11 protein-coding genes and 2 pseudogenes are annotated in these 15862 nt (G+C 61.8%); 7 read left to right on the top strand and 6 right to left on the bottom strand.

Annotation, left to right across the window (positions count from 1 at the left end; translation table 11 throughout):
• Positions 1-212: 212 nt before the first annotated feature.
• The 5 genes from AC628_RS02825 to AC628_RS02805 form a co-directional block, all read right to left on the bottom strand.
• On the bottom strand, positions 213-2501 hold the full coding sequence (locus AC628_RS02825; protein WP_074125243.1) for a fused MFS/spermidine synthase: 2289 nt from the start codon (positions 2499-2501) through the stop codon (positions 213-215).
• A gap of 206 nt (positions 2502-2707) precedes the next feature.
• The gene (locus AC628_RS02820; protein ID WP_074125242.1) at positions 2708-5419 is read right to left on the bottom strand and encodes a carboxypeptidase-like regulatory domain-containing protein; all 2712 of its coding nucleotides are present in this window, start codon (positions 5417-5419) and stop codon (positions 2708-2710) included.
• Entirely contained in the window at positions 5416-6609 is a 1194-nt protein-coding gene (locus AC628_RS02815; RefSeq protein ID WP_074125241.1) for a hypothetical protein, read from the bottom strand. Before AC628_RS02815 ends, AC628_RS02820 begins: the two co-directional genes overlap by 4 nt.
• A complete protein-coding gene (locus AC628_RS02810) occupies positions 6590-7597 on the bottom strand; it encodes a hypothetical protein (protein ID WP_143201418.1) in 1008 nt (335 codons plus the stop codon). Before AC628_RS02810 ends, AC628_RS02815 begins: the two co-directional genes overlap by 20 nt.
• Before the next feature lie 54 nt (positions 7598-7651).
• Positions 7652-8092: a hypothetical protein gene (locus tag AC628_RS02805; RefSeq protein WP_143201417.1), complete on the bottom strand. Its 441-nt coding sequence runs from the start codon at positions 8090-8092 to the stop codon at positions 7652-7654.
• 322 nt (positions 8093-8414) lie between these two features.
• Here AC628_RS02805 and AC628_RS02800 point away from each other — a divergent pair, with 322 nt between their 5' ends.
• The 7 genes and pseudogenes from AC628_RS02800 to AC628_RS02770 all read left to right on the top strand — a co-directional run.
• Positions 8415-9269 (top strand): class I SAM-dependent methyltransferase, encoded by an 855-nt coding sequence (locus AC628_RS02800; protein ID WP_143201416.1) that lies wholly within the window; start codon positions 8415-8417, stop codon positions 9267-9269.
• 27 nt (positions 9270-9296) lie between these two features.
• Positions 9297-10514: an MBOAT family O-acyltransferase gene (locus tag AC628_RS02795; protein WP_074125237.1), complete on the top strand. Its 1218-nt coding sequence runs from the start codon at positions 9297-9299 to the stop codon at positions 10512-10514.
• Positions 10515-10630: 116 nt separating this feature from the next.
• Entirely contained in the window at positions 10631-11749 is a 1119-nt protein-coding gene (locus tag AC628_RS02790; RefSeq protein ID WP_143201415.1) for an SGNH/GDSL hydrolase family protein, read from the top strand.
• A 117-nt stretch (positions 11750-11866) separates the two neighbouring features.
• Positions 11867-12112 (top strand): acyl carrier protein, encoded by a 246-nt coding sequence (locus tag AC628_RS02785; protein ID WP_074125270.1) that lies wholly within the window; start codon positions 11867-11869, stop codon positions 12110-12112.
• A gap of 14 nt (positions 12113-12126) precedes the next feature.
• Positions 12127-12537 carry a MaoC/PaaZ C-terminal domain-containing protein gene (locus tag AC628_RS02780; RefSeq protein ID WP_083632546.1) on the top strand — a complete coding sequence of 137 codons (411 nt, stop codon included), beginning with the start codon at positions 12127-12129 and terminating at the stop codon, positions 12535-12537.
• Between the two features lie 22 nt (positions 12538-12559).
• On the top strand, positions 12560-14452 hold the full coding sequence (locus tag AC628_RS02775) for an HAD-IIIC family phosphatase (RefSeq protein WP_074125235.1): 1893 nt from the start codon (positions 12560-12562) through the stop codon (positions 14450-14452).
• Between the two features lie 618 nt (positions 14453-15070).
• A pseudogene (locus tag AC628_RS02770) lies at positions 15071-15332 on the top strand (hypothetical protein); the annotation flags it as partial.
• Positions 15333-15344: 12 nt separating this feature from the next.
• Here the strand turns inward: AC628_RS02770 and AC628_RS43720 are convergent.
• Positions 15345-15862: pseudogene (locus AC628_RS43720) on the bottom strand (hypothetical protein); the annotation flags it as partial.

The raw sequence follows: 15862 nt of genomic DNA, 5'->3' as shown, positions 1-15862 counted from the left end.
CCAACTTCCGCCTTCCAAGGGATGAAGGCCGTCATGTTGTCCTCACGCCGCTCGTGGCAAGTTCCTCCGATTCCTACCGCATGACAATTTAATGTCAGCTCTGCGCGATCGACGAAAATCGGACCTGGCGCTTAACACTCCCTTAGCCAATCCGGGCGTGCCGCAGCGGCGAATGACCGTGGAAGACGGCCGCGCGCGTCGTCCATGCGCGCTCAGGTGCCGAACTTCGCCCGCAGCATGGGGCCAAGGAGGTTCGAGTAGTCGTCCGTCCAGAGTGCGCTGGCCGGATCCGGCGGCATGGCGGTCCAATGCCGTGCCGCCTCGCCGGCATCCTCGGGCGTGCGTACCAGCATGACCACCCGGGACGCCGTCCTGAGCGTGGTCATGACGTCGCCGGCGGGATGCCCTTCCTTGAACAGCGCGATCAATCCCTCGGAGCGCGCGACATTGGCCAGGATCGGCGCCAGATCGAGATGACGGTTGGAAATGTGCACGAGAATGCTGCCGTGCGGCGTCAGCTTCGACAGATAGCCGGCAATCGCTTCACGCGTCAGCAAATGGACGGGAATGCCATCGGATGAGAAGGCGTCCAGCACGATCAGGTCGTAGCGATCGGGCGAGGCCTGCAACGTCAGGCGCGCATCGCCGAGCACGAGCCCGGCCTTCGGCGCGCAGCGCGAGAGAAACGTGAAGAATGCGGGATTGCTCGCGATCCGGATCACCTCGGGATCGATCTCGAAGAAGGTCCAGCTCTCTCTGCCGCGAAGATAACAGGCGAGCGAGCCGGTCCCGAGGCCGACGACCGCGACCCGCTCGAAGCCGTCCTTGAAGCGATCCTTGAAGCGATCTTTGGCGCCGCGTGCCGCCGCGATTCCTTCGGCGAGCGGGCTGCCCGGATAATAATAGCTCTGGGGCTCGGGCGCTCCCGCGACCGGCGTGCCATCCTCGTTACGCAACCGCTCGGCGCCATGCATCGTGTTGCCGTGGAACAGCAGCCGCGCGCTGCCGTCCGCAAGATCGACCACCGTATGGACACCGAAGAAGCTGCGCGCGGTCTCGATCGGGGCCATGCCGGGACGCCACAACGTCGTCAGCAGCAGGCCCGTGACCGCCAGCCCGGCGAAGGTCACCGGCCGCTGCCGCAGAACGAGCATGCAGGCCGTCAGCACGACCAAGAGGGCGCTGAAGGGCAGCTCGAAGGCGGCCGGCAGCCGCAACTGGGTCACGTACCAGACCATGGCAAGCGCAATCGCCGCCGCCAGCCATGGCGATGCCTTCACCAGCGCCTGGCGCGCGCCGCCTGCAAACATGCCGGGCAGCGCCAGCAACGCGAGCGCGATCAGGATCGGATATTCGTAGTTGCCGGAAAAAATCTGCGGCGCCAGCAGTCCCGCGAAGGCGCCGCCCAGCACGCCGCCGAACGAGGTGCACAGGAAGAACTCCGTCAGCCGCTCCGGGTGCGGGCGCCGGGCATAGAGCTCGCCGTGGCAGAGCAGCGTCAGCAGCGTGAACACCACGAGGTGGAGCACGATCGTCGTGAGCCAGAACACCTTGGCGCCCACGAGACTGATCGCAAGCGGAGCCACGGCGAACGGAACGAGTCGCACCACGGTCGCGTGGCTGATCCACGGCCGATCGCGGAACACGACCACGAAGGTGAACAGATAAAGCGCCAGCGGAACGACCCACAGAAACGGCGTTGCCGCGACGTCGGTCGTCAGATGCGCGGTCACCGCGATGACCAGCCCGGATGGAACGGCCGCAAGCGCGATCCAGCGCAGCCGGTCGGTCGCGCTGGCAATCGATGTCTGCGGCGTCGGCGCCGCGCCCGCTACGCCATTGCCTCGTCCGAGCACGAAGGCGACCGCCGTGACGAGAAGCGCGAGGACCGCGAAGCCGACCGACCAGACGCTCGCCTGCATCTTCAGCGTCAGCAGCGGTTCGACGACCGCGGGATAGGCAAACAGCGCCGCGAACGAGCCGAGGTTCGACGCGGCATAGAGCACGTAGGGATTGCTGGCCTCGCGATGGCCGCTCGCGGCGAACCAGCTCTGCAGCAAGGGGGCGCTGGCCGACAGCGCGAAGAACGGCAGGCCGATCGACGCAGTGAACAGCCCGAACAGCCAGAGCGCCGTTCCATCGGCCGGCGGCGCCCCCCAATTCGGCGCGATCGCGATCGGCAAGGTCATCGCCGTGACGGCGAGCAGGAGTAGATGGACCAGCCCGCCGCGCTGCGGCCCGAACAACCGGCCGAGCAGATGTGCATAGGCATAGCCGGCCAGCAGCACGGCCTGGAAGAACACCATCGCCACCGACCAGACCGAGGGCGCGCCGCCGAGCCTCGGCAGCACCATCTTTGCGAACATCGGCTGAATCAGGAACAGCAGCAGCGCGGACACGAGTAGCGTCGCCACGCTGAGGAACGGCAGCAGGCGCGTATCATCGACAGAACGCGCCGGCGCGGGCAGCGTTTGATCTGGCGCGTTCTCGACGACTGACATCCGCTGGTTCCCGCAATCCCGCCTTGCAGGGTAGCTTCGCCGCGCCTAAGCAAGCGTTAAGCGGAGGTCAGGACCGATATCCAGCAATTGCCGGTGTTCGCGTTGCGCCGGCGCGAGCAGGCGCCCGCCGTCACACGGCACGGCCGCGCGGCGGGTCGTTCATTGGACGGCGGGCGATCTCGCAACCACCGAACCGCTATTGGCCGCTACCGCTCTTGTGCCACAAGGCCCGGCGCCGCTTCGCACGCCTGCTCGGTAAGGCCGATGGCGCCGGATGCAGACCGCGCCAACTGCAGGCTCTGCCCGAGTTCGATGTCGAGCTCAGCCTCGTCCTTGCCGATCTCGATGCGACGCCCCTGCCTCGGAAAAAACTGCCGTGAACCCAACTGAGCGCGGATGCTCACAATCTGCCCACTCGGCTGTCCGGGGAAGAAGTAATACCCATCTTGATCGGTCGCGGTGGAGACGATGTGTCCGGGTCCCGTCGCCGCTCGAACTTGCACGCCCGGCGCCGGCATCGAGCCGTCCAGGGTGACGCGGCCCGCGATCAGCTTGGTGCCATCAGCGGCCTGACCGTTCCCGGAGGGCCGCAAGGCCCTGAAATTCTGTACATCGAGCGTCGTGCCCGGAGGCGCGTTCGTCAGCGACAGCCGCACCTCCTTGACCCTCCCGACAGGGAGAGGAGGACGACGCCAGTCGTCGCGCTCGTCGATGAATTTAGGCCAGGCCAACTGCGCCACATCGAGCGTATGCGATACCCACTCGTCGAGCTTCTTCAGCCGCGGGATAGACCACGCGCTGGACGACAGATGTCCATCCGCGGGCTGATCCTCCCGAATGGAAACCGTGCCGCCATCCTCCATCAGCAATTCGATCTTGAAACGGGATCCGAGGCAGCTCTCACCATTCTTGCCTGAACAGCGCTTGCGAACAGCGAGCTGCAGGTGGCTCGTGTTCCACAGGTCGAGCCGCCAAGGCTTGATAACGGCGCTCGCGTCGCCGGATTGCTCGGTTGCAAGGCTGACATAGGGACTGGCCGCCGAGGCGTCGGTGAATTGTCCCGATATGGCTTCGATGCTGGCGCGGTCGTTCAGGGAAACCCGGCCGATGATCGGGGTCGGCGCGTGATCGTCGACCAATGTGATCGACGTCCTGCCGGTTTCATCCGGCGGGTTGCGGGTAAATGATTGCGTCTCCTTCCCGCCGATCCTCACCGAGGCATGTTCGGAATCCGGAACGTACACAGTGAGTCCGTGAAGGTCTCGCGTCCCGGCGCGCATATCGGGCCAGGTCGTTTGCGTGACGGGTTCGGTCCACGGCGTGATCGAGATCGAGGATTTGTCGATTGCAAGGTGAGAGGCGATGTTGGAATGCATCACCTGGTATCGAACCCACGTGTTCGCCGGCGGTGACCAGATGCGTCGGCCGACGCCGATCGAGCCGTCGAAGTCGTAGACGTAGTTTGCAAACCGTCGCATCCATTTCCGAACGGCCGGCGTCACCGGCTCCTCCGGCGAGGCCCGAAAAACCGCGGTTCCTTCTTCGGAGCCGAAATGGGTGTAGATCAGGCCCTTCACCTTCTTGCCGCGGTTGATCGACTGGAGGTGAGAGGCGATCAGCATTGCAAGCGCGTTGCCCTGGGACACGGTGCAGCTGGACCCGCAATAGAGTTCTTTCCTTTCCGCCTCGGGAATATCTGCGAGCGAAACGCGCGCCGACGCATCAAACTTGTCTTCGCTACTGGTGTCCAATGACGGCGGCGATGCGCGAGGCAGATCGTAGAGCTGCTGGTAGGTCGATGAGAGCGGCAACAGGCCGTGCTGAACTTCAGGTCCGTCAACAGGAGTGAATAAGTCCTTGGCGTCCGCAGGAAAATAGGACCAGACCGCGAGCACTCCAAGCTTTCTCAAAAGGTCGGAGTGGTAGGCATGGCTCTGCTTCTGGTCAGCAAGCGCCTCATGCGTATCGACAAGGGCGGGGTTGTCGTATGCAGCAAACTTCATGACATGCCCCGGAACGCCGAAGTCCTGAATAAGCGTGTTGCCGCCGTGGGACGTCAGGATGGCGGGGCGAACGTTCCATGCTTCCAGCCAGGGGATTTCAGACAGAACCGTGTGCCGGCTGAAGTGATCACGCTCCACTCTGGTGAGGGAAGCCGAACAGCCAGTCGCACAGGAAGGCGCGATAAACTCAATCCGGTCGATTGACATCGGATCGACCGGCCGCGTCACGCTGTTGGACTGCAGCGGGACGATCACCTCGACGATCCAGCCGAGCGATCCGACTTCAAGCTGAATGTCTTGCCCGCGAGCGATGTCTCCCGGATCAAAAATGCTCGATCCACCGTTGCTATCGTGCAACATGATCGAAAGGTCGGTAGGCGGAGCCGCGGAGAAGTAGAATCTCACGTTGCGGCTTGGCTGAGGAGGCAGACCGACAGAAGACATACTCAGACTCGATCGTGCCGCGGACAGAGGAAGCGGCGGCTGGATCTCCGTTCTAAAAGGTAATAGTGAGTCCTCTTGCCAGCCGTGAAAGTGATCGATGTTTCCGCGATGCCACTCTCGCAGCAGCAGGGCAAAAGTGGGTTCAGAGCCGATGCCCGAAGGGGATCGATTCAACTGTCCCGGGCCAACAAAAAACGCCGAGATTCCCTCACTGCCTTGCGGCCAGAGTGAATCCGATATCGTCAGGCCGAGTTCTTCGTTGAAGAACCGATGAACGGCAGCGCCATGCCAGGGACGAAGCGCGTCGGTGTCTGAGGCAAAGCTGACAATATGCGAAAACGGGTACGGCAACACGCGAACCGCCGCATCCGGTTTCCCCGCCTCAGCAAGGGCTGATGCCGAGCCAAGCGCACAGCATCCGAGCGCGACAATCACGCGCAGAGCAAGGAGATAGGCGCCGGCCTTTTTCATCTCGACGTATCGGACAGGATCTTGGCCAATGGCGCCGTCAGCTCCTGCGCGAGCCATTGATGTCCAAGTTTCGAGTAATGTCCGTCGAATTGAAACGTCAGCAGTCTCGGCACTTCGCCATATCTCTCGGAGAAGTTAGGGTTCACGCAGGTGTACCCATTCTTGGCGCAGTACTCGGTCATGTTCCTGACGAATCCCTTTGCGCCCGCGGCAACTTTTGTGCCGTCGGCCAAGGTCAGCGTGGCTTCACAATTCTTCCGGCACTGCGCCTGGTCTACTCCGGTATGGAATATGAAATTCTGACCAGGATGATGCTTCTCGATATAGGAGACGATCTCGGTCCAGTACTGGAATGCTTCCTTGCCGGGTTGCGGCATGACATCGAAAGGCACCCTCAGCGTCTCGCCGAACGGGATTCCCTCGACGTATTCCGGGAACGTCGGCTTGACGGTGAAGACGGAAAACACAGGCGAAGCCGTCCTGAAGGTCAAGGCACCGCTCGCATCGTGGAGGAAATTCGGAAGGGCACTGTTCTCCGGATCGAATCCCAATCCGTCGTGCAGCATCGTCGGACTGACCTGGGAGACCAGTCCCGCAAGCATCGATACCAAAGTGGCCTGAACGCCGAACTTCGAGGTATAGTCTCGAATTCTCGGATAGTTCGTACCGATGTCGCCATTGTCGGTCGCAGCGGAGATCACCTCGACACATCGATGCAGGGCGACGCCGAGACTTTCCTCGAGAAGGATATTGACCTTTTCGAAGGGACGAACCTGCAGCGCGACCATGTCGCTGCCACCCGTGCTGGCAAGACGGACGCAGTTGTCGGGATTGTCGAAAAAGCGGTCCCGATCAACGTAACCCTGATTGTTCACGAACGTGGTCGAGTCGTACTCCTGGACGGTGCCGGCGCCTGGCCAGTATTGGCGGCTGTGCGGTTCGTAAAACGCCGCGTAGGGAGACGGCTTGCGGGCACCATTGAATTTTGCGCGGGCTGAATCGGGAGCATGACCGTCCTTGTTGACATAGATCGGACGCATGTCGATGACGATGTCGTCGCGATCGTATGACGGAACGAACCATCGGCCGAGTGTTGCCGAATGCTCGAACTCTTCGCGCCGCAGGCGGAGGGATACCGGCTTCGTCGGATCGACTGCAGTGAAGGCGAAGCTACCATCCGTCGCGAGCACACTTTTTTTTTGTGGCGCCCGATTCCTCCAGCAATTCGATCGACGTGTTCGGGGCGATGTCGCCCCCCACAACCTTGCCCGCCAACGCGACGCCAGTGCTGGTCGCCGGGGGTGCCGGCCGAACCAGAGCAAGCGTCTGGAAGCGCATCGTCGTTCCGGCCGCATCATCGACCTTCACGAACCATTGCGAAATCGCCTTGGTCCGGCCGCTTCTCAGGTTGAGGACGAGGCTGGGAGGCAGCGGGACGGTTACCTGATTACCGGCCAGCTTGATACCTCCGACCACCTGCGCGTTGTTGGCGCGCGTGACGATGTCCTCGGGGAGGATCGGCGGAAGCAGACCTGCCGGCTCCGCGCTCTTGGCAGCCAGGTCCAGCACCCAGGCCAGGGACTGTCCGTCATCGAGAACAAATCCGACCGTCAGCTTGCCCGTCGTCGGAGGCGCCGCGAACTTGATCTGGAGATGGGTCGCGTCCTTCCCCGGCGTGAAGTCGGGGGACCAGATCAGCCATGCCTGTCCATGCGTGATCTCGAAATCCGCTTCGGTCACACTGATCGGGCCGGAGCGTCTTTCGCGGAAATTACCGCCGTAAATCTCGAAAAGCCCGTTCTTGCGATAGGGCCCCACGGCATCAAGCATCGCAAAAGCCGGCGCGCCTTGCCCGCGATAATCACTCGCAACCGGGGCATGGTCGACGAGCGTGCCTCCGGCGCCGGCCAGCAACGACTCCAGCGTCGCGACGCGCGCCGACAGTTGCTGAAGCTCGATCTGCGCCTTCTTGTCGAAAGACGATTGCACTGGAGCGGGCGGCGGCGGCGGAGGCGGAGGCGGAATTTCCGGCTTCGGCGGGGTCCGTTCGGCCAACATGCGATCAATTCGCTGATTGATGTATCGGCGCGTCTTCTCGACCGTTGCCGCTATGCCGCCGCAAATCGCGACGACCAAGATGATGCCAGCAGCCGTCCTTCTAAGCTTCGAACTCGTCATGTTGAGCAGGTGATGTCCCAGGGAAAGACCTGAAGGCCCATGGGCTAAGAAGAACTATGGGCTAAAGGAGAGCTTGTCTTCGGTTAGCACGACCTCGTCGCCCTTTTTCTCGAAGGCGATGGTGCCATACCGCTTCATACCGTCGAATTTGGCGCGGTTGTACTCATCCATGCTTTCGACCGAGATCAAATAGACTACGACTTTCGGGCTAGAGCTGAACTCAGGTTGCGCGAGATAATCCTTGGCGTAGCGGGCGGCCGTGGCCCTGATGACATCCGCAGCCTCCGCGCCAGATTTTTGCAGATCGCCGAAGTTCGGTTTCAAGTCCAACACGAGAATGAGATGGGTGTCTTTGGCAGCGGCTACCCGGTGCTCTTTCTCTACCACAAGTGGCGCGGCAGCTGCGAAGGCAGAAGAAATTCCCGCCAACGACAATGTCCCCACGATGACGGCCTGGCGCAGCAGACCAAATGCGCTTGGGAAGCGGTTTTTCATGTTCCGGCCCTTGACCTTGGGGCTATCTGGCTGAGCTTTTTGGCTCCGTCAAGCTATCAATTGGCCGACAGCTTACGCCCTGTCGCGCCGGGATGCCCTCCGGTCCTGCTGTCGGGAAAATTATCGCTGTTCAAGGCCTTGCACGGACAAGTCGGGCTATGTCAGAAGGGCAATATTTTCAACCAAAGGGTGGTTCAGGGTGACGGGTTCCGCGAACATCGTGCGGCGGTCGAAAATCGCAGAGATCGACATTGCTGCTTACCCCTACCTCTCGGCACTGGTTGAGCGACAGATTGCCGCGTGGCCCCAGCACGAGCCCACCTTGGCGACCAGCCTCGGCAACAGGTCGCTCGAGGTCATGCGCGACACCGAGGCATCGTCGCAGCTCGTCACCAAGATCGCGCTCCATCATTTCGGGACCATCGACAAGATTTGCCACGACTACCGGTATTTCTGCGAGAACATGATCCTGGAAGCCGAATTGTTCTTCCGGCGCAATGGGCGCTACGAGCGCTCCAAATTCAGCGAGGCGGTTCGCGACGTCTACTCGAAGCCCGACGTCATGGAAAAATACATGAACGGGCTGCTGCTGTCGGGCGTGTTCTGGCACAACCACGCCTGCGCGCTGACCTTCTATCGGAGCCAGTATCTGCCGATGCTCCCGGAAGGATACCGCCACCTCGAGGTGGGCCCCGGCCACGGCGCGCTGCTCTATCTGACGGCAACAGATTCCCGGTCGGGCTCGATCGTCGGGTGGGACGTCAGCGAAGGCGCCATCGCAGCCACGCGACGGACGCTGGAAGTGATCGGCGTCAGCGATGAAGTCGAGCTGGTCCGCCAGGACATGTTCGACGCACCCGACCAGCGCGACAGCTTCGACAGCATCGTCGTGAGCGAGTTGCTGGAGCACCTCGAGGACCCGCTCAAGGCCCTGCGATCCCTCATTCGCTATCTGAAGCCCGGCGGAAGGATCCTCGTGAACATGCCCGCCAACAGTCCCGCTCCCGATCATCTCTACCTGATCGACAAGCCGTCGGAGATGATCGACCTCATGACGTCGGCGGGTTTCGAGATCGAGAAGAACGAACTGTTCCCGATGACGGGCTATGGCCTGGAGCGGTGCCTGAAGGACCGCCTGACGATCAATTGCGTGGCCGTTGGACGACGGCCCCGCTAGGGACTCGTTGCGTCGAGAAGGGATGCCATGCTTTTCCAATCAGCGGCCGCCGTCGTCGGCGGACCTTCCCTGAACAGCTTCGAATTTCTGTACATCTCGGCGGCCGCCATCATTGTCTGCTGCGCCGTCAATCTGCAGCTGGCGCGCAATGCCGCCCTGCTGCTCTTGAGCTTCGCATTCTTCGTCAGCTTCGGATTCGATCCGGCGTCGATCATCGTCCTGGCGGCCTTCTTGGCCGTTTCCTACGGAATCGGCCTGTTTCGCAAGCAGCGCGGCGCGCGCTTCACCATGGAAGCGCAGCTGCTCGTCGTTGCGTTACTCTGGATCTTTCTGTTTCTCGCGCGCGATCCTCGGCTGCTGGGAGGGGCCAACCCGTTCCATTACATGCCGGTCCACATCATCGGCATTTCCTACATGGTGTTCCGCTGCGTGAGCTACCTGATGGAGGTGGAATTCATCGAAAGGCCAAGCTTCCTTCGATTCTGCACCTACGTCCTGTTCTTCCCGGCCTTGCTGGCCGGCCCGATCGAGCGTTATCGGAGCTTTGAACAGCAGCTGGCATCGCCCGTCTTCGATTCCAAAGCAGTCATCCCTGCGCTTCATCGCATCGCCAACGGGATGATCAAGAAGTTCGTCCTCGCCGACAATCTCTCGGCGTTCGGCATCTTTTCATTCGACAATGCCGCGCAGATGTCGGGGCCGATGTTGTGGGTGGGGGCGCTGGCCCAGCTCGGCCTCATCTATCTCGATTTTAGCGGCTATTGCGACATCGTGATCGGGACGGCCTCGCTGATGGGCTTCCGGTTGATTGAGAACTTCAATCGGCCGTTCGATTCAACGACGATTCAGGAATTCTGGAATCGGTGGCATATCTCGCTCAGCACGCTGGTCAGGGACTATGTCTTCACGCCACTCAACTTCATTGTCATCAAGAAGGCGCCACGCCGTATTCAGTTTGCCCTGATATCGGCCGTGTACTTCCTCTCGATGATCCTGATCGCGCTTTGGCACGGGGTGACGTGGGGCTTTCTGGCCTTCGGCACGGTTCACGGCGGAGCCCTGGTTGCAAGCCAGCTCGTCCGCAAATATGTCGGCGTCAAGAAGGGACCGGTCGCCACCGGGCCTTCGATCTATCTCCGCCGCTTTCTCGTTTACGCATTCGTCTCGACAACGCTGATCCTTTGGCTCAAGTCCTACTCGGAATGGGGCGCGATCTACGGCAAGATGCTGGGGCTGTATCGATGACATTGGGACGCGACGACATTCTCAAGATTGTCTGGCTGGCCGCGAAGATCGCCATCATCGTGCTGCTGTCGAACACCGGCCAAGCGCTGTTCGTTTACCAGAACTTCTGAGCGCTGATGGTCGAGGCTGGAAAAATCAAGGGATCTCGGGGGCGCGACGTTCTTTCGCGCTTGGGAGTAACGGTTGCCGCGCTGGTCGCGATACTGGCCTGCCTGGATGTGGTCCTGCGCGTGGCCGCTCCAGCCAGCGGCATCTTTCAGACGACGATCGATGTCCAGTCATCGACAGCTCTTTATGCCAAGCTCGAAGAGTTTCGGAAGTTCGACGGATTGAAGGTTGCCGTTCTGGGCGACTCGCTGATCTTCGGCCGCGCGATGCGGGACAAGGGCGATGCTGGCTGGCAGGCGCACACCCTGTCGAGCCAGTTGCAGAATTGGCTTGCCGAAGAGCATCCCGGTCAAAAGGTGCTCGTCGCCAACTTCGGCATGAACGGAACGCTTCCGACCGATCTTGAGAACCTTGTGCGCATCGTGCTGCCCTCGAAGCCGGATGCCATCGTGTTCGATCTCAGCCTGCGATCCTTCTCCCGGGATTTCGATCGTGAAGGCGAGACCAGAACCCGTCTCTGGTTGGACACTCTGTCCGTGGATGCCAACGGCACCTATTCCACCGGCAAGGGATGGGGCGGAATCGCCAGATGGAGCCACGACGCACTGGTCAACTGGTGGTTTCTGTACCGGTCTCGCGACTTCCTTCAAGCCCTGTGGTTCGACGGCAGTCCCTTCAACTTCCTGGTGGGGCTGCGCGATGCAGCGGACAAGCGTCTGCAAGGCTCGGCCGGGGCGACGGGCGACGAGCTTGGCGATGTCGTGCTCCTGATGCGCGCACGGGCGCGGTACGAGAAGATCGATCTGGCTCCCGATAACCCGCAGCGACAAGCCCTGGATCGCATCCTGCGCCGCGTGTCGGAAGCAAAGCAGCCCACGCTGATCTTCTACGCGACCGAGAATCCGAAGGTATTGCCGGACCTGCTTCCGCAGAAAAGATTTGCCGAGCTGCAGGCGCAACTCGTGCAAATCATCTCACCGCGCCCCCCGGACCGAGTTTACGTTGGGCCGCTCGCGACCCTTCCGGCGTCCGAATTCCTCGATCACGTCCATCTCGACAAGGCCGGCTACGGCCAACTGAGCGCGGAACTTGGCCCGCCCCTGGACGCCATGATCGGCAGGCGGTGAGGGAGCCTTGTGAATGCCGGTGCCATCTGGTAGTTCTCGCGCCGAAAAGGCGGATTTTACAGGGCTTGCTTGGCCATTTCGACGCCGCCGGCTCACCCAAATCGTGGGATGCTTGTGATGACTGACGAGGAAATCTATTCCCGCCTCACGCCGATTTTCCGGGACGTCTTCGACGACGACACGCTAACGCCCCATCCGGAAATGACCGCGGCGGAAGTGCCGGCGTGGGACAGCCTCAGCAATATCCGGCTGGTCGTCGCTGTCGAGGTGGAGTTCAAGATCCAGTTCTCGACTGGCGAGGTTGCTGCCCTGAAGAACGTCGGCGAGTTCGTCAACGTCATCCGTCAAAGGGCTACGCGTTGAGCGAACGGCCACGAGTGCTGGTCTGGAGCGAGCTCAAGGAGGGCATGACCGTCTCGCTTCCATTCCGGATCGGTCAAAGTGAGATGGATACCTTCCGAAAGCTGTCGGGAGATTCGAGCCGCATTCATATCGATGCTGAATTCGCACGAAGCCGCGGATTCTCGGGCCCCGTCGTATACGGCGCGCTCACCGTCGCCAGGCTTTCGCATCTGGTCGGAATGCATTTGCCGGGCGACCTCGGGCTGGCGACGAGCTGGCGGATCGACTTCAATCAGCCGCTCTATATCGGCGAGGAAGCGATCTTCAACGGCGAACTCACTCACGTGTCGCAATCCACCCATACCGTCAGCCTGAAGTTTCGGGTGTATGCGGGTGAGAAGTTGATCGCCAGCGGCACCGCCGGATCCAAACTTCTAGACGAATGACACCATCCTGGGTCAAAACGCCATGACGTTTCAGCTTCAAGAACTGCCCTGGTTAGAAGCGCCGCCCGCGGATTTCAAATCACTCTGCAACGCGCTTGATGCCTCCGATGCACCTGATGGCGCGGAGATCGTCGGGCTTGCCACCAAGGCCCTCAATACAGATCAGCTCACGCGCCTTTCGAAGACCATCGAACGCGCGCGAACCAAGACGAAGGCACTGTCGCCGCTTCGCGGGTTTCATCTGGGATTGCTCGGCAACGGCACAACCTGCCTGTTCGCCCCTGCCCTTGCCGCCGGCGCTGCGCGCCATGGCGTGCTGCTCCGCGTCACCCAGGCCGACTACGATCAGGTCGCGCAGGAAGCTCTCGATGCCTCCTCCACGATCAACGCCGCCAAGCCCGATGCCGTCCTGCTCGCGCTCGATTTCCACGGACTGCCCTTCAACAGCGGCGGCGGCAGTTCGTCGGACCAGTCAGCGCTCGACTATTTGGGGATGATCCGCGAGGGCCTCGAACGTGGCGCCGGGGTGCCGGTCATCTTTCAGACCGTCGCCTGCCCGCCGCAACCGCTCTTCGGCAGCATGGACGCGCAAGTGTCGATGTCGCTGCGCCGCCAGATTCAGGATTTCAACGACGGGCTTCGCGAGCTTGCCGCGAAGCGCGGCGACTACATCCTCGATGTCGCCGCCCTGGCGGAATCGATAGGTACCCAGAACTGGCACAATCCAGTCCAGTGGAATCTCTACAAGCTGCCATTCGCGCAGACGATGGTGCCGATCTACGTTGAATATGTCGGACGCCTGCTTGGCGCGATCCGCGGCAACGCCCGCAAATGCCTCGTGCTTGATCTCGATAACACGCTCTGGGGCGGCACGATCGGCGACGACGGGCTGGAAGGGATCGTCCTCGGACAGGGCGACGGGGTCGGAGAAGCCTTCACCGAGATCCAGCGGACGGCGCTTCAGCTGCGCGATCGCGGCGTCATCCTGGCGGTATCGTCGAAGAATACCGATGAAGTCGCACGACAGCCCTTCCGCGAACATCCCGAGATGACGCTGAAGCTGGACCACATTGCAGTCTTTCAAGCCAATTGGAGTGACAAGGCGACCAATATCGAGGCCATCGCCAAGACGCTGAACATCGGGCTCGATTCCCTCGTGCTGCTCGATGACAACCCCGCCGAGCGAAGCCAGGTGCGAAAGGCGTTGCCGATGGTGGCCGTGCCCGAGCTGCCCGCCGATCCTTCGCTCTACGCGCGCACGCTGTTGAACGCGGGCTATTTCGAAGCCGTCACGTTTTCCGAAGAGGATCGTCAGCGCGGCGACCAATATCAGGCAAATGCGCAACGCGCGGAGCTGTCGGCGAAGTCCCGCGACATGGACGAATTCCTGACCTCGCTCGGCATGACGATCGAATTCCACGCGTTCGATGCCGTCAATCTCGGGCGGATCGCGCAGCTCATCAACAAGACCAACCAGTTCAACCTGACGACGCGTCGCTACACGCATTCCGAAGTCGAGACCATGTCGCGCTCGCCCGATTGCCTGACCTTCCAGATCAGGCTGCGCGACCGCTTCGGCGACAACGGGGTGATCGGCGTCGTCATTGCGCGAAAGAAGGACGCGACCTTCGACATCGACACCTGGTTGATGAGCTGCCGGGTTCTCGGCAGACGGGTCGAGGAAGCCATCATCGCCGAACTCGTCCGCCATTGCCGTTTGAACGGCGTCGACACGCTGAAGGGAAGCTACCTCCCCACCGCCAAGAACGGGATGGTGCGCGACCTGTACAAGAAGCTCGGATTTGCGCCGGCCGGCGGCACGGACGACCAGCATATCTGGAAGCTGGATATCTCCGAATACAACGTCCCCGCCCTGCCGTTCGAGGTCATTCGCGACAGCGCAGCGAATGCGTGAGAACGGGCCGCGAGGCCCGAACGGCAGCACCGCCGGCGCGATCCCGCGCAGGCGGGCGTTAGCAAGCCTTGCCGGCCAGGGCCGGCCGGCACCGAACCACCATCACATGCAATGATTTGACGTTGCTCGCGAGGGCCGGGACTGAACATCCGGCCGGCGAGCCACGAAGCTGCGCCTCGCATTGTCGGAGCGGAATGTCGGCGCAGGTCAGATGGCGGAGGGAGAGAATCTAGAAAAAGAATTGCTCATCTGCTGCGGCTCAGGTCCCCTCGCTAGGGGAGAATAGCCGAATCTCCAGGGCTCTCCGTATTACGTAGGCCATGCAAATTCGCCCAAATCCCGCCCGTCTGTGGATCGCTGCCCTCCCCCTAAAGCCCTTTGGATCTCGGCCCGGGGACGGCCCCTCTGCAAGCCCTCACGGGCCGAGGCCGTCCTCATCAAAACTCTTGCGCTCGTCGGCCAAGCCCGCGGCCGGAAGACGGTCGAGGGCCGCCCGGGTGGCACGCTGATCGAGGCCTGGGCCTCGATGAAGAGTGTCAAGCCGAAGGACGCCTCTGGCGAGCCGCCGACCGCCTACAATCTGGTGCGGCTGCCCAAGCTGAACGCGGAGACCGGCTGATGGCCAAGGTGCCCGGCTTCGCCAAGGCCTTTGCAGGCGGCCGGCGCATCGTCGAGATGGACGTCTGGGATAGCGACTCCCTCGATCTTGTCGAAGAGACGCATCTCACCTTCCAGGGCAAGTCCGATGGCGAAATCGCCTTTGGGGCTCTCAAGGGCTTCCTGGACGTGCGCTGCGGCACTCGCGACGGATCGGCGTGCGCGGAAGTTCTTATGGGAAGGGCACGACGAGAACGATCCGTCCTGCGGCCGCGGCTGGGCTATGCCCCGTCGGTCACGCCTGTTGATGAGCTCCCGCTAGCGGAATATTGGTGTTGGCCGGCGGGTCGATAACGGACGTTCCACCGTGACCATCGCTGGAGGCAACGAAGGTTGACGCCAGGTAGCTACCGAGTAGCGCAATGGAGGCGGTGTGAGTACCATCGGTTACGGTGAGCGTGCCGCCCGAGGCATTGCCCGTGAAGTTGGGTGTCTGCACATTGGCAAAATTGATGTCAGCAAAGTCTATGGTGTCGTTACCCGTCATGCCCGCGACGGTGCCATTGAAGCTTTGGGAGTTGTCGAGCTTCAGGTTTCCAGTGCTGCCGAAGAAGGTTACCTGGCCGGGGTAGGGCGAGCCCAATTCGAGCGTGGCGCCGGGATTAATGACCGCCGGCGTGCTGCCGGTCGTTGTGAAGGCCTGCCAAGCGCTCCAGGCCGTACCGTCGTTGACGCGGACCCAGAGCTGGTCGGTGCCGTTGCCGGCGACGTAAGTGGTCTGCGTCAGCTGCGCTGCGCTAACCTGGATCTCAG

It is taken from the genome of Bradyrhizobium sp. NAS96.2, from assembly GCF_001908235.1.
In the GTDB taxonomy this organism is placed as follows: Bacteria; Pseudomonadota; Alphaproteobacteria; order Rhizobiales; family Xanthobacteraceae; genus Bradyrhizobium.
Note: the sequence above shows the minus strand (reverse complement) of the source record. Positions and strands in the feature narration are given on the sequence as shown.